Below are 23,533 nucleotides of genomic sequence, written 5' to 3' on the forward strand. Positions count from 1 at the left end.
ATTAATAGAGTACTTTAGTGCAAATTAAATTATTAAAAAGGAAAAATACATTGAATAAATCTAATATTACAATTGGAATTAACTTTAATCTGTTTAGGTTTGATTATGGTTTATCAGAATAATTTTGCTATTTCCTGGTCTACAGGGCTTATAATTCTGGTAGGCTTAGTTTTCTTATTTAGATCCTTTAGGAGGGATAAAAAGCAGTCCCTTTCAGCTAATATTTCAGTACCACAATTTTCCATCGTATATCCTCCAAGTCCGTTCATTAAACAAGATAAATCTGAAAATGGGCAGAATACGCTAATGAATACACTTCCTTTACCTGGACAGATACAGGATATCGGCTACTGGAGTTGATGTTAGAGGACCGAATAAGGATGACTTCCCACAAAATTACAAAGATCTTTTAAAGTAGCGGCAACCTGAATTTAAGGCTGCCGTTTTCTCAACTACCGGGCAGTTTCGCGTAATATCGTTGTCTTAAATTTCTACTTGAACCTTACGTGACGTAATGATTTATAATCAACGTAACAGCAGGATGAAACGCGGGCTAACGCCCAAAAAATCGAACAAAATAAATCGAAATCAAAGGAGAAACGGACATGAGAAAACTTGTATTGTTCATGCATGTGTCGCTGGACGGGTATGCGTCGGATTCGAACGGAGGACTCGATTGGATTCCGTACAATGAGGAATTAGAGAAATACGCCGAGGAAATCGTAGCCGAAGTTGGAGCTCCCGTTTATGGACGCACGACGTATCGGATGATGGAGAGCTACTGGCCCACGATGCTGGACAATCCGAATGCGTCGAGACACGATATCGAGCATGCCAAATGGCTGCAGGATGTTAAGAAGATTGTCATTTCCAGGACGATGGACAAGGTGGAATGGAACAATACGATGCTGATTAAGGACAATATCGTCGAGGAAATGAAGGCACTCAAGGAGCAGCCTGGCAAAAATCTCGTCATCTTTGGCAGCCCGGGAGCGGCGAAGACGCTGCTTGAGCTCGGCTTGATCGACGAATTCCTGCTTACAATTTGTCCGGTGATCCTTGGCGACGGAAAATCGGTATTCGACGGCGGCGAGAAAATCAGGCTCAAGCTGCTGTCCAGCCGAACGCTCAAGTCGGGCATTATCGCGACTCGCTATGAGTTGGAGAAATGAAATGAAATGAAAGAATTCAGGGATTTTCAAATGAAAATACTTGAAGCTGGTTGGACCTCATTTGACATGAGTTGATTACTGAAAACTTTAGTTCAATCAAAAATAGGGAGCAAAATGCCGCGGCAGTTGCTCCCTGTTTCATTCAATAAAAGGGATTATAGCAGAGAAGTTTGTAATGAGCATAAGGATAAATTACTTATATTCTTATCTTGGGCAATCACACGATATATTACAAAAGTCAGCGAATCCAACAGTTACAAGCTTTACTAAAGGTAGCGTAAAGTGCTTTCACATCACATCAATTACCAACGTGGCGACAAGAAAAAGTGCCATCGCCGCGCCTTTGGCTATGCCTATCACGCGTTTGCCAGGGCCGGTTTTCTTCCAGACATACCAGAAATACAACCATATGCCTGTGGTGAGAATTGCGATTTCAAGCGTCAAGCTGGCCGCTGGTATCGTCCACAACCCTAGCCCCATAAGCGGAAGATTGCCCAGATTGCCAGGAAGAACAGGCAGGTCCTGACGATGGACAATCCAATCCAACAGCCAGTGGCTAAAAGTGACCAGACCAAGAATCACTCCCGTCCTAGTACCCCATCGGATTCCGGCCAGCAAAGCGGCCAAAAGCGCAATTACTATGGCGCTGACGAGGGCGTGTGAATAGAAGGCTGTGATGAATGCCCCTCCGTAGCCTTCGCCTTCCAACGACTCGAGGCCCAACGCAGATAAGGGCAGAAAGAGCACATCATATAATTGCGTACCGACGATCAGGGCCCACAGCGGAACCTCGGGAGCTCTGGCCTTCATAGCTGCGGCTATGCCAAAATGTCCGGCAAACATGAGAACTCTCCTCTCATTAAATGAACTGGATTTAGGTGATAACAAACTATACAACGAGACACAAAACTAATATAGTTAGTTTTTGGATAAACTAATCATATTAGTTTTTGCAATTAACGTCAAGTTAAAAATTGTTATATCCTTCAATTGATAAACTACTTGTTATCGTAGATAGCAAGTATTCGCTAGTTGTTGCTTCGTTCCATGAGAGCAAGATCTTTGCGTGATGGTGCTAAATCTGATTTGAAAGGCAAAAAGCGTCACCGGAGAAATCCGGTGGCGCTTTTATCTTTACCAGAAACGGCATCATTTTTCTTGTTATCCATTTAGCACTCATTCTTTTCATTTTGAATCTACAGGACTGATGCGTAATAAATTCCGAGAAAATTAGTAAGTTAAATAATACACTTTTTTCAGGAAGAATTTCCACTCTTTTGGATTACGGTCAAAGATATAATAGGTTTGAAGTGAATTTACCGAAGGATATAAAGATCAATGGAATTGGAGGTTGTTATGTTCTAGCATGCTTCTGTAAGTTGTTCGTTTAATTGCTTTATCTGGAAAGTGGAAAGTGAATATGGAGAATGTAAGGAGGAATAGGTCGAATGCTGAAAAAATTCGTTTGTTCTACCCTAGCAGCCATGATGGCTGTATCAGGCCTCATTGGCGCGTCGGAAACCGCTCATGGGGAAACCTCGGGTGATCCTTCGAGCACAGTTCCGCTCAAGGCATGGTATACCAAGCCTGCAACCAGCTGGGAATCGGAAGCGCTTCCATTGGGGAATGGGTTTATGGGAGCCATGGTATTTGGCGGCGCTGAGAAGGATCAAATTCTCATTAATGAAAAGTCACTTTGGTCTGGAGGTCCCGGTGCCAACGCCGCTTATAACGGCGGTCATAAAGATACTGCGGAGTATAAGCATGATAATTTGCAGAAGGCCAGGAAACAACTCCAAGATTTGATGACGGAATTTTCAAAAGGAACTCCGCCATACAAGGATGCGAATGGCAATGTCATAGCACGCAATTATAGCAATCCTAGCTCGCTTACGAGTCTAATTAACGGCGTCGAGTCAACGGAAACAGGCGGACTTATCGGCACGAAGAAAAATTTTGGATCCTATCAGGAGCTAGGCTCCATCTGGTTACAGGATCTCAAAACGGCTAAGCCGTCCATAACGAGGATATATACCGCGCAAAATAACACCAAAAACTCGAGTGAGACCATTGAAAAGCTGTTCGACGGCAATACGAGCACCAAATACTTTGCTGATGGTTATGCCGGAGCCTCCGAATATGTGATTGAATGGGATTATTCCAAAGCCTTTACAACCAAATCCTATTCCTTGACGACAGGAAATGATACGCAAGGCAGAGATCCGAAAGACTGGACACTATCCGCTTCCAATGACGGCGTCAACTATGAGACGATCGCTTCAGTTACCAACTTTGTGAATGCGGGACGAAATCAAACGAAGACGTTTGAGCTGGACAAACCTGGTTCATATAAATATTTTAAACTTAAAGTTACGGCATTGTACGGAAGCAATCAAGCACTTCAAATGTCAGAGTTCACAATGGTTGACGATAGTTCCGTTTCCCCCGACCAAGCGGTTACGAACTACAAGCGGGAGCTCGATTTGAATAATGGTATGGCTCGTGTATCTTATCAACAAGGCGATGTACTTATGAAAAAGGAGTATTTTGTCAACTATCCCGACAATGTGATGGCCATTCGCTTGTCTTCTACCGGTTCTGGGAAGCTGAGCCAGTTTGTGAGCGTGTCATCAGCCCAAACCAAGAAGAGCATTTCATCTGCAGGAGATACGATAACCATGACGGGCTGGCCGAGTGACCATGATAAGGCAGGCGCAGCCACGAATTTTGACAATACCTTACACTTTGCACAGCAAATCAAAGTTATCCCTACCGGTGGAAAAGCAGTTGCCATGAACAACGGAATACAAGTGGAAAACGCAGATTCGATCCTGATTCTGATGGCGGCAGGAACCAATTATCAGCAGTCCATGGACGACCAGTTTAAATATTTTACCGGTAAGGATCCTCTTCTCGCAGTTAGCTCCAGACTGGCGGCAGCAGCAGAGAAAGGCTTCGATCAACTGCTTGATAGACATGTCAGCGATTATCAGCATCTGTTCGATCGCGTAAAGCTAAACCTAATGAATGTACCATTCCCCAACAAGCCGACAGATCAATTGCTGGCTGGATACGCCAGGTCTAACACTTCGTATGAGGACCGATATCTGGAACAGCTATACTATCAGTTTGGAAGATACTTGTTAATCTCATCGTCAAGAGAAGGATCCTTGCCAGCGAATTTGCAAGGCATTTGGGCGAGCGGCACGAATCCTCCTTGGAGCTCGGATTATCATGCCAATATTAACCTGCAGATGAATTACTGGCTCGCCGAGCAAACCAACCTTTCAGAAAGCCATATGCCTATGATTGAATATATTAAAAGTTTGGTTCCTAGAGGAAGCATAAGCGCACAGCACGGTTATGTCACACCGGCGGGCGGTCCGGTTAGAGGCTGGACTACGCACCATGAGAACAATATCTGGGGAAATACCGCTCCGGCAACAAGCAGTGCATTTTTCTCGCCGGAAGACGGAGCATGGTTAGCCATGCATATTTGGGAGCATTATCTATTTACTTTGGATGAAGATTTTTTGAGGGACAATTATGATATTCTGCTAGGCGCCGCTTTATTTTGGGTAGATACGTTATGGGAGGACACGCGCGACGGCACATTGGTTGCGAATCCGTCCTATTCGCCTGAGCATGGCGCATATTCGTTAGGCGCTACTGAAGTCCAAAGCGTGGTATGGGGAATTTTTGACGATGTGATCAAGGCAAGCAATGTTTTGAACATCAGCAGTTCGGAGCTAAATGAAATCAAACAAGCGCAGTCTCGCCTTGCAGGTCCGAAGATTGGGCTGGGCGGACAGTTTATGGAATGGAAAGACGAAGTCGCGATGGATATCACGGGAGACAACGGTCACCGTCATACGAACCAGCTGTTCGGGCTTCATCCGGGTAATCAAATTGTTGCGGGACGCAGCGAACAGGAAAATAAGTATGTGGAGGCAATGAAAGTTACGCTCAATACCCGTGGCGACGGTGCTACAGGATGGAGCAAAGCGTGGAAGCTGAATTTCTGGGCTCGTTTGCGAGACGGCGATCGTGCGCAGAAGCTGCTCAAGGAGCTTCTTTACGAATCAACGCTAAGTAATTTGTTCGATACACATCCGCCATTCCAGATTGACGGCAACTTCGGAGCAACAGCAGGTATGACTGAGATGCTGCTGCAAAGCCAGGGCGGAGGCATAGAATTGCTGCCTGCGCTTCCTTCAAAATGGAACACGGGCAGCGTATCCGGACTGAAGGCAAGAGGCAATGTAGAGGTCGATATGGCTTGGGAGAAGTCTAATCTTAAATCCGCGGTCTTAAAGACCGGAAGTACGGGTTTGATTACAGTTAAAGGGCCTAATTTAAGTACGGCTACTGTGAAAAATGGCAGTCAGTCTGTTGATTTTACGATCTTGGACAGCAATACCATTGTCCTTCAGGCCCAAAAAGGGGCTGTGTACACTTTCAGCGACATTCAAGAATCTGCCATTTCGCATAATCCGTATGGGGTCATGAATGCGGTTGACGCGGATTTCCTCTACGGAAATATCACTAAGAGCGCTGTTGTTCTACAAGATGCAGCTGTTGGCGATTATGCCATGTTTAAAAACGTTCAATTCGGAGAAGGCGGTGCAGATAGAGTTGTTATCCAGGTTGCCTCCACCAAGACAACTCCTGAGGAGTTGGGCAAAGTTGAGCTGCGGCTGGATAAACCGGACGGAGACGCAGTTGCCAGTATTCTTGTTGAAAATACGGGTAATTTGAACGTCTATAAAGCTTTGTCTGCGGACTTGTCTGCAAAAGTGAGCGGCACACATGACCTATTTATTTCATTTACGCGTCCAAGCAACCTGAGATCATTGCAATTCTTTACGGGGCCGGCATCCGGCCAGATTACAGGTATCAATGTATTAGGCAATACACTTGTTTCTTTGCCTGCAACGGGCAGGAGGGATGTAGTCTACACAGCATCCGTACTCTATTCCGATGGCACTATTCAAACGGGCAGCAAACAAGTGAAATGGAGCTTGGGAGGTAGCTACTCGGGAGTTAAGCTTAGCAATGACGGCATTCTTTCGATTAAAGAAGGTGCTGAAACACAGGATATTACAGTCATTGCTGCTTCAATTCAGGATCCGAGCAAATCCAAACAACTTCAGGTGCGGATTGTGAAGGGAAGCATCCAAAATCTCAAGCTTAGAGGGATCGATCGAAATGGCGAATCGGCCGGTACTAACAGCAATGGGAAAATGACATTCTCCAACGATTGGGTGGAATTTGTAAGCTCGAATGGCTGGCTGAAATTCAGTAATGTCAATCTGAAGGATGGCCTGCAGAATGTTGCCGTTGGTTATGCTTCTCCTTCCGAAGGAACAAGAGAGATGCAAATCCGGGTAGCCGATCCTGGTGTTGGCACCGTTGCATCAGCCACAACCGTCGCTTCTTTAAATACGAGTGCGTCTACTGGCGGATGGATGAATCTCTCGGAAGTGAGCACCTCCAAGGTACAAGAAGCGAAAGGTACAAAAGATGTCTACTTGTTCTGGCCGCAAGGCAACTTTAACCTTTCCTACGCAACATTAGGTGTGCTGCAGGCAAATGAGATATCCACAGTTTATCGTAATGTGTATTTCGATATTACTCCTGCGGATGCTTTGGTTACGATAAATGACGCAGAAGGATACTTATACAGCCCGAGCACGGATGGAACAACATACAAGCTCCCAGCTGGCGGAGCATATATCTACAATGTTAGCAAGCCGGGGTATACGCCACAAACCGGAAGCTTCGAAGCGACGAAAGATCAAACGATTGCGGTCCATTTGGTTTCGGGCGGGGCTGACTTGAGCGGAACGCATACAGGAACCAACGGGCAGCAATTCGATCTGACCTATAGTTTGAACAACGTGCAAGATGAAGTAAAAGCACAGGACATTACTATTTCCTATGATCCAAATCAATTGGAATTGATTGCGCCACCAGTCTCTATGGATGATCAAAGAGTCATTGTTGCCGGCTACAATAGGACAGCTGGATCCGTACGTATTCTTCTTGCCCATTTGAATGCTGCTGATCCGCAACAGATGGACGGTCTATTGAAGCTAAGCTTCCGAGTAAAAGATTCGGCCACGGCTGGAATTACTACCATTGCCATCAGTAAGCTGATAACAGCGAACAAATCAGGTGATGAGTCGACACGCAGCGGATCTTCACATGAGGTTCAAATCAGTGTGATTGACAAATCGGTACTGAGCAATCTGATTACTGAAGCACAAGGGGTTCATAACAACGCTGTTGAGGGCGGTATGGCGGGGCAGTATCCGGCAGGCTCCAAAGCCTTACTGCAAGCAGCGATTCATGAAGCCCAAGGCGTATTAGATAACACAGCGGCCACTCAGCAACAAATCGAGCAAGCAGTTAGCGCACTCCGAGCAGCTATGCAAACGTTTATCGATTCGGTTATTCAAAGTGAGCCTGGCGACATGAATGGAGACGGTCGAATTTCTATTGGCGATTTGGCAATCATTGCTGCGGCTTACGGCAAGACCTCCGATGATCCAGACTGGTCTAATTACAAAAAATATGATCTAAACAACGACGGCAGGATTGACATTGAGGATCTTGTTGTGATTGCTAGGAAAATATTGAATTAGAACAGCAGACTTAACGTAGAGGCGAGCAATCTTCGAATGTAATAAAATCAATACGTTTACAAATTAATTGGCCAGTCGTCGGAATGTATCCGTTGACTGGCTTATTTGTTTTGATTCCGTATATTTTTTTTGAAAAGGCATATTGAACCGAGTCAGGTTATGTTGTAAGATTGGGTTAAGCGCTTAACTAAATTATGGTTGATCTGGTCAATATTATCCAATCACGGACATCAATATTGTCCAACTGAGATTCAGCAGCATCACCACAAAACTATTATGATGAGTGAAGCATCATTGGAGGAGCAGTTTATGAAGCCTTTGGATACGATATATGTAGTATTTAAAACGCACGTTGACCTCGGTTTTACCGACTTGCCGAGCAACATTGTCAAGCAGTACACGCAGGATATGGCAAAAGACGTTTTGACGATCTGTGAAGGCACGAAGCATTTTGAGCCCGGACACCGCTTTGTATGGACGGTTCCTTCATGGGTGCTGGACGAGACGCTGATCCATGCCGAGGAAGGCATTCGGGAGCGGATCGAGCAATTGGTTGTGGACGGGCAGCTAAGCTGGCACGGTCTTCCTTTTACGACGCATACGGAGTTTTGCGGACTGGAAGAATGGATTCGTGGCCTCTACATGTCGGCGCGCCTCGGCAAGAAGTTCGGCAAGAAGGTTATTTCCGCCAAAATGACGGACGTGCCCGGCCACACCTGGATGCTGCCGTCGCTGCTCAAAGGCGCGGGCATCGAGTTTCTGCACATTGGAGTCAACGCTTGCTCGCAGCCTGTCGAGGTACCGCGACTGTTCAATTGGGAAGGGCCGGACGGCAAACAGGTGCTGACCTTCTACTCCAAAGGCGAGTACGGCACAAGTCTGCTGCCACCGGACGACTGGGAGTACCCGGTCTGGATGGCGCTGCTGCAGACACATGACAACATCGGGCCGCAGGACAGCAAGGTCGTTACCGAATTGCTTGAAACCGTGAAGGCGTCGTATCCGAATACGCGTGTGGTCATCGGCACGATGGACGACTTTGCCGCGGATTTCCTGAGCAGAGGCTACACGGACATCCCGGTCGTGCGCAAGGATTTGGCGGACACGTGGATTCACGGAATCGGCTCGTATCCGCAGGAAGTGTCCGAGGTTCAAAGCTTGCGCAGCGAGACCACGACGCTGGAGACCATGGCTGCGCTGCAGCAGTGGGAGCAGGGCGAAGCGACAGGCGCATACGGCGCGGATATCGACAAGGCGTACCGCGAATCGCTGCTGTTCGGTGAGCATACGTGGGGCCATGACGTGAAACTGCTGCTGATTCCGGGACGGAACAGCATGCGGGCGTTTACGAAGGAAGAGATTGCACGGGACAGGGAAGCGTTCCCCGAAACTTATGATAAGATAGAGCTTTCTTGGGATGAGAAGCGCGCTTACGTGAAAAAGGCCCGGGCGGCTGCCGAGCGGATCACGCCTTACCAAAGTGTCGACGAACAGGGGGAATCCCCGGTCATCGGGATTTTCAACCCGTCGCCTTGGGCAAGACCGAACGAGCTGGTTCACCTCGACAATGTGTCCGGCGGTCGCCTGCTCGATCTGAGCACCGGCGACAGCTTGCCGGTGCAAATGTCCGGCGATGTGCGGATTCCGCTGCTGGAGCCTTGCGGCTACCGCACATATGCGTATGAGCCGCAAGCCGTGTCCGGCGCAGGCGAAGCCGCAGTGAGGATCGCCAGTACCGAGGACGGTAAGGCGGTGCTGGAAAATGCACAGTTGCGGATCGAAGTCGATACCGCAACGGGCGAGATTTGCCGCTTGTTCGATAAGACTCGCGGCAAGGAATGGGCAGCCCCTGGCGTACCTTTTGGCGCCTATGAATATGATGTTTACGGCAAAGAAGAGATTCTTCAATTCGTGAAAGATTACGCCTATGATTTGATGGATTGGTATGTAAACGATTTTGGCAAGCCGGGCTATCCGCGCATCGGGCACCGGCAATTCGGACTGAAGCTGGACAGTTTGGAAACGGCCAATGACGCTGCAGCCGGCACGATCCGCTTGACGTTCAGCACGCCTGCGGCCAGCCGCACCGAGTTCGGCAATGCGGAGAGCGTCGTCATCTTGCTCAAGCTGGAGCCGGATCAGGCGTTCTTCGACTACACGCTGGAGCTGAATGACAAAGCGGCCACGGCTTTCGCCGAAGCAGGCTTCGTCGGCTTCCATCTGCAAGCCGGGGAGCCCGGCTACCGCTTCCAGAAGCTGGGCGCTGTCGTAGACCCGACGCAAGATATCGTCCGGGGCGCCAACCATCGCCTGCATTGCGGGGACGGCTGGGTCGATGTGACGGATGGCGGGGCAGGTCTGGCCGTCCTGGCGAAAGATACGCCGCTATTCTCCATCGGGGAGAAAGGTGTGTTCGCCTACAGCAAGTCGTATCAGCCGGAGCGGCCTTCGCTGTACTTCAACCTGTTCAACAACCAATGGGGTACGAACTTCCCGCAGTGGATGGCAGGCAGCTACACGTACAGCTTCCGCATTGTCTTGCACCAGGGGGACTGGCAGCAAGGCGAAATCTGGAAGCAGCTGGAGCAGTGGAGCCACCCTGTGAAAACGGTACGCGGCTTCCAAGGAAGCGCTGCGCGCTCCTCGCTGCTGACAGCGGGCACCGAAGGCATCGTGCTGCTGGCATTCAAAGCGGCGGAAGATGGCAGCGGCTATGTGCTGCGCCTGCAAAACGCCTGGAACGAGCCGCAGCACGCCGAGCTGGCTTTCGCCCGCGAATTGGCTTCGGCGCATGCCTGCAATTTGCTGGAAGAGCCGGAGGCGCAGCTGGAAGTACGCGCCGAGGTGGCGAGCCTTCTAGCGGTAAAATTCGCCCCGAAGGAAATCGTAACGATCAAGCTGCAATTCATTGAACATATTAATAAAGGCTAGGTGATTGACTTGAAGCAGATCGAGAAATATTGGGAAGATTTAAATGTGCTGGAAGTAAACAGACTTACCCCTAGGGCGTACTATATTCCTTACCGCGATGCCGAAGCCGCTCTGGCGAAAACGAGAGGGAAATCGCCTTTCTACCAGAAGCTGAACGGAAACTGGAAATTCCGATACCATACGAGTGTTAGAGAGGTAGAGGAAGGTTTCTATCTGGAAGGTGCGGATGTCAGCGCATGGGATGACTTGCTCGTCCCTTCCTGCTGGCAAGTCAGCGGCTACGACCAGCCTCAGTATACGAATATCAATTATCCGTTTCCTTGCGATCCGCCGTTTGTGCCAAATGCCAATCCGGCAGGCGCTTACGTCCGGGAATTCAACCTGGCGCCGCAATGGGAGGGCAAAGCAAAGCGGGTCGTGTTCGAAGGCGTGAACTCCTGCTTCTACGTCTGGGTGAACGGCCAATTTGTCGGCTACAGCCAAGGCAGCCGGATGTCCGCCGAGTTCGATATTACATCGTTTGTCCGGCCTGGCAAAAACCGCATGGCCGTGCTGGTGCTCAAATGGTGCGACGGCAGCTACATCGAGGATCAGGACGCCTGGAGATACTCCGGCATTTTCCGCGACGTGTACCTGCTTGCGCGGGATGAAGCGCATATCCGGGACGTGTTCAACAAGCAGGAGCTGTCCGCCGATTTCAGTCGTGCCGTGTTGCGCAGCGAAATGGAGACGGTGGGCGCATGCCAGGTGCAGGCTGAGTTAAGGGATGCGACTGGCAACCCAGTGGCGAGCCGAACCGCAACGGTAGACGGCCAAGGCTCCATCGAGCTTGCGGTCAACGACCCGGTGCTGTGGAACGCGGAAGCTCCGTACTTGTATCAATTGTTCTTGACGAGCGGCGAAGAAGTGATTCATTTCTCCGTCGGGTTCCGCCAAATCGACATCACGGACGGCGTATTCCGCATGAACGGCAAGGCGATCAAGCTCAAGGGCGTCAACCGCCACGATTCGCATCCGGAGCTGGGGCAGACGATTCCGTACGCCCATATGGTCCAGGACTTGATGCTGATGAAAAAGCATAACATCAACACGATTCGGGAGGCGCACTATCCGAACGATCCGCGCTTCCTGGACCTGTGCGATACTTTCGGATTTTATGTGGTGGACGAAGCCGATCTGGAGTGCCACGGGCTCAGCACGGGCGGGGACGGCGGGAACGGAGCGGACATTCACCAGCTCACCCGAAACCCGGCGTGGGAGCGGGCTTTTGTAGACCGTGCGCAGCGGCTCGTCGAAAGGGATAAAAACCATCCGTCCGTCGTGATTTGGTCCATGGGCAACGAAGCCGGATACGATGTGAACCATATCGCGATGGCCCGGTGGACGAAAGGCCGGGACGCTTCCCGCCCCGTTCATTACGAAAGCGCAGCGCCTGGGTACAAAGGCCATCCGGACACTTCCTGTCTGGATATGGAAAGCCGCATGTACGCGTCGCCGCAGGAAATCGAAGCTTATGCCAGCGACGAGCAAGCTGCGAAGCCGATGTTCCTATGCGAATATAGCCATGCGATGGGCAACAGCCCCGGCGATCTGCAGGAGTACTGGGATGTCATTTACAAATATCCGAAGCTCATGGGCGGCTGTGTATGGGAATGGTGCGATCATTCCGTGAGAACGCAAACGCCGGACGGCGTGCCGTTCTACGCGTACGGCGGCGACTTCGGGGACAAGCCGAACGATGGCAACTTCTGCATGGATGGCCTGGTCTATCCGGACCGCACACCGCATACGGGCTTGCTCGAATTGAAGAAGGTGATTGCGCCGGTGCGGATCGAAGCCGACGATTTGAAGCAGGGCCGTATTCGTTTGACTAATCTGTACGATTTCATCGGCCTTTCGCATCTTTCCCTGTTCTGGAAAGTTGAGAAGGACGGCGAGACGGTACAGCAGGGCGAAGTCACCGAGCTTGCGGCAGGTCCTCATCAGACGCAGACGCTTACGCTGGGCTACAGCTTCCCGGAAGCGGCGTGCGAACGCTACTTCTTGACGCTGGTGCTGGAGCAGAAGCAAGAAACATTCTGGTCGGCCAAAGGGCATGAGGTGACGTTCGAGCAGTTCGAACTGCCGGTTGCGAAGCTGGAAGCGGAGAAGCCGTCCCCAATCTCGACGATCCGCGTCCTTCAGGAAGATGACCGTGTGACGGTAGAAGGCTTCGACTTCGAGTATGTGTTCGATCTCTTTGGCGGCGCGTTCGTCCGCATCTCCAAGCACGGCGTGCAGATGATCAGCGAGCCGACCAAGTTCGCGATCTGGCGAGCGCCGATTGACAACGACCGCAACGTGAAATCCCAGTGGCGGGAAAATGGGTACGAACGCGCTCATATCCACATTTACGAGGCAAAGGTCGTGGAGACGGCCGATACATGGGTGAAAATTGAAGTGCGGTATTCGCTCGGCGGCCACCACAAGTACCCGATTTTGCACGGAACGGCGCTTTGGACCGTCGACGGCACGGGGGAAATTGCCCTGCAGAACCAAGTGAAGGTGCGAGAGGATTATCCGTTCCTGCCGCGCTACGGCTTACAGCTTACGATGCCGCAAGGCTACGAAGCGGTCCAGTATTTCGGCAACGGCCCGCACGAATCGTATATTGACAAACGCCGAAGCGTCCGCAAGGGCAAGTATGCGGCGTCGGTCGATCAGTTGTTTGAAAATTATTTGATGCCGCAAGAGAACGGCTCCCGCTACGGTACGGAGTGGCTGTTGGTCACGAATGCGCTCGGCATGGGTCTGAAAATCGACGGCGACCGCGAATTTTCCTTTAATGCGGCGCACTATACGCCGGAACAGCTGGAAGAAGCCGGCCACCCGCACGAATTGACGAAGCGCAAAGAGACGATCCTCCATGTGGATTACAAAATGAGCGGTTCCGGCTCCAATTCCTGCGGACCGGATCTGCTGCCGGCTTATCGTTTGGAAGAAAAGGAATTTGCATTTGCCATCCGGCTGCTGCCTGTTTTGACGGACAAGTAGCTTTTAGAACAGAGCGTTTCCCTGAATAAGCGATCTGACTGGGATTTTTAACCCGGGCAGGCGCTATCGTCGCCGGGGCGCTCTCTTTTTTGTAGAAGGGGGACCTGTCTATGACGATGAACATAATGAAGCGGTGGTTTATGGCTCCGTTTCAGATGAGCATGCGGTACAAACTGATGATATTAATGGTGATTGTCGCTATTTTACCTTTGGCGACCGTGACTTTTTTTGCGGCGCAGACGACCAAGCAATCTTTAAGCTCGGAAATCATCCGATCCAATGAATCGAGAATGAACTGGGCCGCCCAGTATTTTGACGAGAAATTCAGCCAGCTTCATTCGGTTGCCTATTCGCTTCTGCTGGACAACAATATTTTTCCAACATCCGGCCGCGAGGACGCAGGCGACATAAAGGGGCCTAATGTGGGGAATTTTGATATTGGAGAGAAATTAAGGTCGCTGTATGTGGCTAACAATAACAATATCGTGCGGATTTCTTTGTATTTGAATGACAAACAGCGCCTGTATGTGGTGGACAAAGATGCGGTAAGCTTCACGGACAATCTGGACACGTCCATCGGCAACTGGGGAGAGATCGCCAAGACCAATCAGAGCGTCAATAAGGTTGTGAATGTGCCGCCGAACACGTTTATTTTAGCCCGCAGCATGAACCGGTTTGAGAATTTGCAAGTGTTGGGCGGTGTGCTGCTGGAAGTCCGCTGGAAAATGATGAACAACGTCATGGACATGATTCACTCGGAAGCGAACAGCGAGGTGCTGATCGTGGATACCCAGGGCAACACGATGTACAATCCGTATGGTGCTAAAGTTTCGATGGACCCGGAGACGTTGAAGAAGGCGATCGGAGGCTCTGCGGAATCCGGACACGTTCAGCTCAAGCAAGGCATTTTATTTTTCCAGCCTGCCGTCTCGGGTCAGATCTGGATCGTCAAGTTCGTTCCGATGAGCTATGTGACCGAGAGCGCTGCGACTACACTGAGCTTCAGCTTTTACACGGCGGTTGCTTCGATTCTGGCGGCCATTCTTCTCTCTGTGCTGATCGCTTACTTCACGACGAAGCCGATTATCCGGTTGACCAAGTCGATGAAAGCGGTCGAGCATCAAAATTTCAATGTCGGGCTCGATAATATTCGAAGCGATGAGATCGGGACGTTGGAGCGGCGGTTCAACTCGATGCTGCAGCGGATCAAGGAACTGATTCAGATTGAGTACAAAAGCAAAATCGAGACGCGCACGGCGCAAATCAAGGCGATGCAAGCGCAAATCAATCCGCATTTTCTGTACAATTCGCTGCAAGCGATCGGCGGCGTAGCCATTGACCGGAAAGTGCCGGAGATCTACGACTACCTTCGAGCGATCAGCGATTTGTTCCGGTATACGATCAAAATGCAGTCCGAACTAGTGACAATCGCTGATGAAATGGAGCATGTCAGCAACTATCTGCATATCCAGAAGCTCCGTTTTCAGGACATGCTCGAATTCGAGCTCGATGTGGAAGAGGGCTGCGAAGACTATTGCATGACCAAATTCACGCTCCAGCCGATTGTGGAGAATTGCTTCGTTCATGGGCTGGAAGGGATGATGAAGAGAGGTCGTGTCCTCATCCGAATCGAGCGCGTGGTGGATGAAATTGAGATCAGCATCGAGGACAACGGTGTTGGGATCGAACCCGAGCGTCTCGAAGCTATTCAGCGGCAGCTTGAACAAACGAATGATGAGCAGCTGCTGGGCGAAAGCATGGGGATTAACAACGTGAATTCGCGAATCCGGCTTATTTTTGGGGAAGAGTTCGGATTGTTTGTGGCAAGTGTCAAAGGGGAAGGGACGACGGTCAAAGTGATTATCCCGGCTATACACAGGGGAGAGGAGCAATTGCAATGAAGGTAATCATTATCGACGACGAATTTTGGATTCGGAACAGCATCCGGCATTTGGCGGACTGGGAGCGGTTTGGCATCGATCAGGTGATGGAAGCCGAGGACGGATTGAGCGGACTGGAGATGGTGGAGCGGATGCACCCGGAAATCGTCATCACGGATATGAAAATGAGAGGCATGGACGGAACGCGCCTGCTGCAAAAATTAACAGAGGAGTACCCGTATATCCGCAAAATCGTGGTCAGCGGGTTCGATGAATTCACCTATATGAAGCAAGCGATTTTGTCCAAGGTCGACGAATACTTGCTCAAGCCGATCAAGCCGGAAGAGCTCAATCGCGCTTTGGAGAAGGCAGTTCGCGAGCTGCGGGCGGCCCAGGGCATCCATGCGGCTCAACCGCTGGACAAGCAGCTGCTCAAGGTCGTTACGGAGACGAGAAGTGTGATCGTCAGGCAGATGCATGAAATGAACCCGGAGGCGGTCAAGAGCAGCTTCAAACACCTGGAGGCGGCGCTGAAGGAGCACGAGCCTTTGAAACCGGGTGTCAGCAACTCGCTGTACAAGCAATTCATGCAATTGCTGGAGGAACAGGCGGACCTGCTTGGCAGCGAGTTGACGCCGAACGCCCAGTCGCGGGCCGCAACCTTTTTCGTGTCAGACAATACGCCGCTCACCGACTGGATTAACGTCTTATCCGATGCGTTCTCCGACAGTTTGGAGGCGCTCATTTATCAGCGGAAAAATAAAGCCGGTGTCAAAATCGACGAAATCCGGCAGTTTATCGATCATTCCTATGCAGAGCCTATCGGTCTTGGCTCGATCGCCAGCCAGTTCTTCATCAGCCGGGAGCATCTGTCACGTACGTTCAAGCAGGAAGTGGGCCTGACGGTGATGGATTACCTCGTCGCCAAGCGGATCGAGAAAGCGTGCGAGCTGCTGCAGGACCCGGCGGTCTCGATCAAGAACGCGGCGAAAGCGGTGGGGTATTCGGATATTACGTATTTTTATCGGATTTTCAAAAAAATAACAGGTGTGACGCCCATCCAGTTTCGACAAGGCAGCTAATGATCACAATGGTGAAAGCGATATCACAAAAGTCCAATGCAAAACGCTACTTCTGTTGAATGAATGGAGCCGCTTTCCTCTATATAATCAAGGATAGTAAGCGCTATCAAGACAAGGGGAGGCTAAACACAATGAAAAAAACACTTACCATGATTTTGGCCATGTTAATGGTGGGATCTACCGTCGCTTGCTCTTCCGGCGGGGGCACAAAAGACACTAACTCCGGCAGCACTTCGAATCCAAACGGTTCGAATGCGCCTGCGAAAAAAGTGGAATTGAAAGTATTCCTGGGGGGGTTAGACCGTTTCCGCGACCAATTCGACAAATACTTCGCGCAGTTCACCGAAAAGGAAAAGAAAGAGAAGAACATCATCGTTACGATCAATACGGAGTATCCGGGTTCTGAGAATGCAACTCAAATCTTGAAAACGCGCTTGGCTACAGGCGACGTGCCGGACATCTTCGCGCTTCACGCGGTGAACGACGTGCCGGATTACTACAAAGCCGGCTACTTGGAAGATATGACGAACCAGCCGTTCTCCGGCAAGCTGATTGACGGGATCCGCAACCTCGTGACGATCGACAACAAAGTCGTGGCGGTTCCGCTGGAAAGCTTGGCGTGGGGCTTCCTCTACAACAAAAAAATATTTAATGATCTGGGCCTTAAGCCGCCTGCGACATTAACGGAAATGAAAGCTGTCGTGCAGAAGCTGAACGACAACAAAATTACGCCATTCATGCTTAGCTATAAAGAGAGCTGGATCCCGCAATTGTTCCTGCCTCTGGCTGTCGGCGGTCTGGGCAGCTCCACGCAAAAAGGGTTTGTTGACCGCATGAACAAAGACCAAGGCAGCTTCGCCGAGATGAAAGATATGTTCGGCATCATCGACCTCGTGAACAGCAATGGAACCGGCCGCGTATTCGAGGTTGGCAACGACGACGGCGCCGCGGATTTCGCAGCCGGCAAAGCGGCCATGTGGGTACAAGGGCCTTGGGACGCTGACAGCTTGCTGAAAGCGAACAGCTCCTTCGATTTCGGGGTCGCTCCGCTTCCGCTGAACGACAATCCGGCTTCCACGCTGATCAACGTGTCCGTATCGACATCGCTGGCGATGGCTTCGAGCGGTAAGAACAAAGAAGTTTCCGCCGACCTTCTGAACTTCATCCTGGACGACCAAGCTTCCAATGGACTGTACCAAGGCTTGAAATTCAATCCGGTATCCAAAGCGCACACGTTCAAACCGTATCCTTGGGTTGAAGATGCGTCCGCTTATGTCAATAAAGGACAATCGTATCAAGATCCGCAAATCCCAGCGGCTGTTAAAGATGAGTCGGGAAAAGCGCTTCAAGCCTACTTTAGCAAAAAAATGACGGCTGACGATGTGATTAAGGATCTCGATAAAACGTGGAAAAATGCTAACGCTGTAGCTAACAAAAAATAAAGAATGGATAACAGTGCCGTGCCTTGCTCAGAAAGTACAAGATCAGGGCACGGCACGGATTTTCCTAAGGAGTGAGCCCCGTGCTGAGACGCCTTCTTAAGACTCATACATCTTTGATCCTGTTCGTGCTTCCCGCTTTTGTCCTGTACGTCACGTTTCTCGTAATTCCTATGCTGCAGGGCTCGTACTACAGCTTCACGAATTGGGACGGACTGAATAAAAACTACAGCTTTGTCGGCCTGCAGAACTTTGTCGAAGCGGTCCGCGACGATAAAAACTTCCAGTCTTCGATTTTGTTTACAGCGAAGTACGTAATCTTTGCCGTTATTTTCCAAAATGCCGTCGCACTCTTGCTGGCGCTTATGATTGAATCGCGCAGCCGTGGCAAAGGCTTGCTCCGGACGATCTTTTTCATGCCTAGCATGCTCAGTATCATTATCAGTACGTTTATGTGGGTGTTTGTTTTTACGAAAGTCATGCCGGCGTTGGCCCGGTTTGCGGCTCTGAAGTTTCTGGATATTTCCTGGCTTGGCGATCCGAGCATTTCCTTCTGGACGATTCTCATGGTTTCCGTCTGGGGTGGGATCGGAACGCTGATGATTATTTATATGTCCGCGATTCAAGGCATTCCGCAGCATTTGAAAGAAGCCGCCATCATCGACGGCGCCAAGCCTTTTCATATGCTTCGCTATATTACGCTGCCGCTGATCGCGCACGCGCTGACAATCTGTATTTTCCTCACCCTGAATAACTCGTTTAAAGTGTACGACTTGATCTACGCTTTGACCGGAGGCGGTCCTGCACGGGCCACACAGGTGATTTCTATGAACATTTTGGAAGAGGCTTATCAGCAAAACTTCCGCTACGGCTATGCCAGTGCGAAAGCCATTATCCTGTTCCTCATCATACTTGTCATTACATTGATTCAAGTTACCGTCATGAAGAAAAGGGAGGTGGAAGCGTGAACAGACGGCTGTATTCCGTATCGACTCTTGTGGTGCTAATCGTTGCGGGCTGCTTCTTCCTCTTCCCGATATATATGGCGATCTTGAACTCCTTCAAGACGCAGGGAGAAATGTACGCTTCCGTACTCGGCCTGCCGGCGAAATTCCATTTTGAGAACTACGTGCAAGCTTTTCAGAAAGCGAACATGCTGGAGAGCGGCTGGAACACGATTGTTGTAACCGTGACCGGGATTTGCGGTATCGTGCTGTGCAGCTCGTTGGCCGGTTACAAGCTTTCGCGTACGCGGGGCATAGTAAGCAACGCCATCTTCATGCTGTTCGTTTCGTCGATGCTCATTCCGTTCCAAACGATTATGGTGACTTTAACGAAAATGGCTAAAAACCTCGGCTTGCAAGGTACGCCTTTCGGGCTCGGCATCGTGTGTGCCGGTCTTGGCGTCAGCATGGCGGTGTTCCTGTATCACGGCTTCGTAAAGGGGATTCCGCGCGAGCTCGACGAGTCCGCAAAAATGGATGGCTGCGGTGAAGTCAAAACCTTTTTCAGCATCATATTGCCGCTGCTGCTGCCGATTACCTTTACCATCGTCATCTTGAACCTGTTGTGGCTGTGGAACGACTTCCTGCTGCCTGTCCTGCTGCTGACGGATTTCCACAAATATACATTGGTGCTGACAATCAACATGTTCTTCGGCAAATATAGCCGCGAATGGTCGCTCATTCTCGCGTCGCTGATCTTGTCTTCGATCCCGATCGTTATTATTTTCGCAATCTTCCAGCGCTGGATCATCCAAGGAATTACGGAAGGTGCAGTAAAGGGGTAATCGTTACACAATCTCGCATTTTCTTTGTAATTTCGGATGTTTTTTGCTAGAATAGGTTGCCAAGGAATGGCATCACGGATGCCATTTCAATAATAGAATCGAGAGAGAGACGCTTCACACAGAAGCATCCTCTCTCGTTTTTGCATGTATAGAAAAGGATGTCACCTGCGAGACTAATTATATTTGAATTGAAGGAGCGGAACATGGAGGCTAAGGGCAGAATCCTTGTGGTTGATGATGAAATGCTGGTGCGCCAAGGAATTATCCATCTGTTGAACTGGGAAAGCGAAGGGTTTCACATCGTTGGCGAAGCCGCCAACGGCAAGGAGGCGCTGGAGCTGGTTCATTTGCACCGGCCGCATATTATTTTGACCGACATTGTGATGCCGGTGATGGACGGCACAGAGCTGGCGAAAGTCGTGAAAGCGATGTATCCGGACATTGAGATTGTCGTGTTGAGCAGCTTCGGCGAGTTTGAATATGTGCGCTCGACTTTTCAGAGCGGCGTTGCCGATTATATGCTGAAGCCGAAGCTCGATGCCGCTTCGCTCTTGGCCGTGCTGCATAAAACGGCTCAGCGCATCCCCGAGCTGCGGGGTATGGAGTTGACCGGCGCCAGCAAGCATTCCCTGGACTATATTCTGGATAAGCTGATATCCGGCTATTCCATCCCGTACGACCGTCAGGAGCTGGAAAGCGCTCTTCCTTACACGGACTATGCGCTATTAATCGCGGATGCGCAGCTCGGTTCGGCAGCGTTGCAGCGCAGCGAAGAATGGGCCGAGGTCGTGATCGGAGCCACCCTGCAGCAGATGCAAAGCCCGCTGGTTGTGCGGCTGCTGTCTCATCAAGACGGGCAAATCCGCTTCTTGCTGAACCTGGATCCGGAGGCCAAAGCGGCCGCAGCCGGGTTGGTTAGACAGCTTGCGGAAGCCGGGGCCAGCTCGGGCATGGGCTTGTTTTTCGCGCTTAGCCGGTTTTTTACAGACATTGCAGCCATGCACGAGATTTATTCCAATGAAATTATGCAAATCGTCAACCACCGCTTCTTTTTGTCGAACCGGCAGTACTTGATTTTGGATGAGCTGAAGGAGCAAGGGGAAAGCGTCAGTTTTGATATGGAAGCCTTTAATGCCGGACTGAATCGTCAAGAGTATCCTCAAGCCTTTGAGAGGCTGCGCACCTATGTGCAGTCGATGCCCGGGCGGATGGACATGGATATGTTCGCGTTGAAATCGTCTTTAGGCCACAGCCTTTTCAATATTATCGTGTCTCTGCTGCATTTTCATTATGAGGCGGCTTCCTTGGATGAGAGCAAGTATGAGTATTTTCGTTCGATTCATGAGGCGGATCACATGACAGACGTGATTGTGCTGGTAGATCAATTTCTGAACGAGGCAATGGAATGCGTTACCGTCAAAAAAGCCGGCACGCCGGCCTTCCAAAAAATTTTACAGTATATCGACGAGCATCTTTCGGAACCGCTGACATTAACGGAAGTGGCGAAGCTGTTTCATTTCAACGCCTCGTATTTGTCCAATTATTTTACCGTTCATAATAAAGAAGGCTTCAACGAATACTTGAACCGCATTCGCATCGATAAGGCGTGCGAGCTGCTGCGGGATAACTCGGCGCTTTCGATCGCAGAAATAGGCAGTCTGGTCGGTTATTCCGACCACAGTTATTTTACGAAAGTGTTTCGCAAGCTGAAAGGGATTTCACCAAGTCTGTATCGCAAAAATTAATTGAGGGGACAATCGGCTGCCAATGAGAACCCGTCTACGGAAAATCACAGAACAAAGCTTATTTAGCAAAATTTTCATCGTCATGGTGATCAGTATTATCTCCATCACGATCTTAACCTCATGGGTAACTTTGCAAATGTCTAAAAAACTGTTTGTACAAACGTTCAGTATCACAAATTCGAAGATTATCGACCAGATCAAAAGCGGTTTGGAATCGTTCCACTACTCCAACGTAAACATAGCGATTAATACGGCGCAAAGCGCTGCAATCAAAAATTATTTGACCGCCCCGGACATCGATTCTTTGACGGATTACATGACTGTTTACAGCATGGAGGATCAGATGAACCGGATTCAATCGCGAATCGGCACCAAAAGCATCGGGATCTTGCTGCTAGGCGGAAACGGCAAAAGCTATATCAGCGACCGTGCTTATTGGTCCGGCTCTCCGAAAGAGCTGCAGGAAAATCCGATTACACAAAGTACGCTCAGTCAGCCTGCAAAGCTGCTGTACAGCTTTATGAATGATAAAGTCGCAGGTTCCGGCGAGTCTAGTCTGGTCGCTTCGAAAGCGCTGTACATACCGGGAAGCGAGCAAATTTACGGCACGCTGTACATGATGATCAGGGAAAGCGAATTTAGCGGCATTTACAACAGTTTTACGAGCACGGGCAATGATGTGATGATCCTTAACCAATCCGGGGTCATCGTCTCCAGCAACCGGACGGCGCTTGTCGGGACGGTGTCCAACCGGCTGCTAACCAGCGCCAAGACGCTGCAGCAAACGGGAGAAGCCAATCTGGAGCTGAAAATGAACGGCAAAGACGTTATCGTGCTTGCCGATTATTTGCCGTTGTTTGATTTTTACATTGTGAATGTAATCGATAAAAATGTGATGCTCGGCCATATGCTCAATACGCAGGCGATTGTGCTTATTTGTACAGGCATTGTGGCGGCAGCCGTGCTGGTCGTTTATTTTATAACGCGCAGGCTGACCAAATCGCTGCGAACGCTCGTCAAGAAGATGTCTAACGTAACCAAATACAACTTTAACAACTATATGACGGTCTCCGGCACCTACGAAACGAGGGAGCTAAGCAATTCCTATAATTTCATGCTCGACGAGCTTAACGACTACATCAGCAGGCTGGTTGATACCCAGAAGGAGCAGCGAAGGGCGGAGCTTGCCGCGCTGCAGCAGCAAATCAATCCTCATTTTCTGTATAATACGCTCGCTTCCGTGAACATCTTAGTCCAGCGGGGCAGCAATGAGCAGGCTACAGAGACGATTCATGCGCTCATCTCGCTTCTGCAAAATACGATCAGCAATGTCAAAGAAACGATTACGGTCGAGCAGGAACTGCAGAGCCTGAAACATTACGTGTTTATTAACCAAGTGCGCTATGGCCGCGGCATTAAAGTCGATTACTTCGTCTCGCCGGATTGCCTGATGGCGCAGGTGCCCAAGCTGATGCTCCAGCCTTTTCTCGAAAATGCCTTTTTTCATGCTTTTCATAAAAAACAAGCAGGTTATATTTACGTCATCATCACCAGGGACCGGGAAACGCTCGTCTGCGAAGTCGTCGATAATGGCGATGGCATGGAACTGGCTCCTATTGAAGATACGACCTCGAATCCGACCCAAGCGAAGCAGCCGTTCACAGGCATCGGCATCCGCAATGTTCACGACCGCTTATTGCTGCTTTACGGCAAGGAATACGGCGTATCGATGGAGAGCGGTTTAGGCCAAGGCACAAAAATTACCATTAAGATTCCGTGGATGACCGATCAATCGGTATAAGTACCTGCAATTCT

At 50.1% G+C, this 23,533-nt stretch carries 12 protein-coding genes and 1 pseudogene; 12 read left to right on the forward strand and 1 reads right to left on the reverse strand.

Annotated elements, in window-relative coordinates:
* The first annotated feature begins 605 nt into the window (after window positions 1-605).
* Window positions 606-1,172: a dihydrofolate reductase family protein gene (locus tag AC3WRW_RS24675; RefSeq protein ID WP_492548895.1), complete on the forward strand. Its 567-nt coding sequence runs from the start codon at window positions 606-608 to the stop codon at window positions 1,170-1,172.
* A 288-nt stretch (window positions 1,173-1,460) separates the two neighbouring features.
* Here AC3WRW_RS24675 and AC3WRW_RS24680 read toward each other — a convergent pair whose 3' ends face one another.
* On the reverse strand, window positions 1,461-2,015 hold the full coding sequence (locus tag AC3WRW_RS24680; RefSeq protein ID WP_492548896.1) for a permease: 555 nt from the start codon (window positions 2,013-2,015) through the stop codon (window positions 1,461-1,463).
* A gap of 131 nt (window positions 2,016-2,146) precedes the next feature.
* Here AC3WRW_RS24680 and rpoZ point away from each other — a divergent pair.
* From rpoZ to AC3WRW_RS24735, 11 genes and pseudogenes are all read left to right on the forward strand, one after another.
* Window positions 2,147-2,345 (forward strand): annotated as a pseudogene (gene rpoZ, locus AC3WRW_RS24685) (DNA-directed RNA polymerase subunit omega).
* Window positions 2,346-2,620: 275 nt separating this feature from the next.
* Window positions 2,621-7,819, forward strand: a complete 5,199-nt coding sequence (locus AC3WRW_RS24690) for a glycosyl hydrolase family 95 catalytic domain-containing protein (RefSeq protein ID WP_492548897.1) — start codon at window positions 2,621-2,623, stop codon at window positions 7,817-7,819.
* 309 nt (window positions 7,820-8,128) lie between these two features.
* Entirely contained in the window at window positions 8,129-10,750 is a 2,622-nt protein-coding gene (locus AC3WRW_RS24695) for a DUF5054 domain-containing protein (protein ID WP_492548898.1), read from the forward strand.
* Entirely contained in the window at window positions 10,751-13,783 is a 3,033-nt protein-coding gene (locus AC3WRW_RS24700; protein ID WP_492548899.1) for a glycoside hydrolase family 2 TIM barrel-domain containing protein, read from the forward strand. It abuts the gene before it with no gap.
* A gap of 110 nt (window positions 13,784-13,893) precedes the next feature.
* Window positions 13,894-15,684, forward strand: coding sequence for a cache domain-containing sensor histidine kinase (locus AC3WRW_RS24705; protein ID WP_492548900.1), 1,791 nt, complete (start codon window positions 13,894-13,896; stop codon window positions 15,682-15,684).
* On the forward strand, window positions 15,681-16,745 hold the full coding sequence (locus tag AC3WRW_RS24710; RefSeq protein ID WP_492548901.1) for a response regulator transcription factor: 1,065 nt from the start codon (window positions 15,681-15,683) through the stop codon (window positions 16,743-16,745). Before AC3WRW_RS24705 ends, AC3WRW_RS24710 begins: the two co-directional genes overlap by 4 nt.
* A 131-nt stretch (window positions 16,746-16,876) precedes the next feature.
* Window positions 16,877-18,187 (forward strand): ABC transporter substrate-binding protein, encoded by a 1,311-nt coding sequence (locus AC3WRW_RS24715; RefSeq protein ID WP_492548902.1) that lies wholly within the window; start codon window positions 16,877-16,879, stop codon window positions 18,185-18,187.
* An 80-nt stretch (window positions 18,188-18,267) separates the two neighbouring features.
* Window positions 18,268-19,152 carry a carbohydrate ABC transporter permease gene (locus tag AC3WRW_RS24720; protein ID WP_492548903.1) on the forward strand — a complete coding sequence of 295 codons (885 nt, stop codon included), beginning with the start codon at window positions 18,268-18,270 and terminating at the stop codon, window positions 19,150-19,152.
* A complete protein-coding gene (locus AC3WRW_RS24725; RefSeq protein WP_492548904.1) occupies window positions 19,149-19,973 on the forward strand; it encodes a carbohydrate ABC transporter permease in 825 nt (274 codons plus the stop codon). The genes AC3WRW_RS24720 and AC3WRW_RS24725 overlap by 4 nt, the downstream gene beginning before the upstream one ends.
* Window positions 19,974-20,161: 188 nt before the next feature.
* Window positions 20,162-21,718, forward strand: coding sequence for a response regulator (locus tag AC3WRW_RS24730; protein ID WP_492548905.1), 1,557 nt, complete (start codon window positions 20,162-20,164; stop codon window positions 21,716-21,718).
* 22 nt (window positions 21,719-21,740) lie between these two features.
* Entirely contained in the window at window positions 21,741-23,519 is a 1,779-nt protein-coding gene (locus tag AC3WRW_RS24735) for a sensor histidine kinase (protein WP_492548906.1), read from the forward strand.
* Window positions 23,520-23,533: the final 14 nt, after the last annotated feature.

Source organism: Paenibacillus sp. FW126-R14, assembly GCF_058789495.1.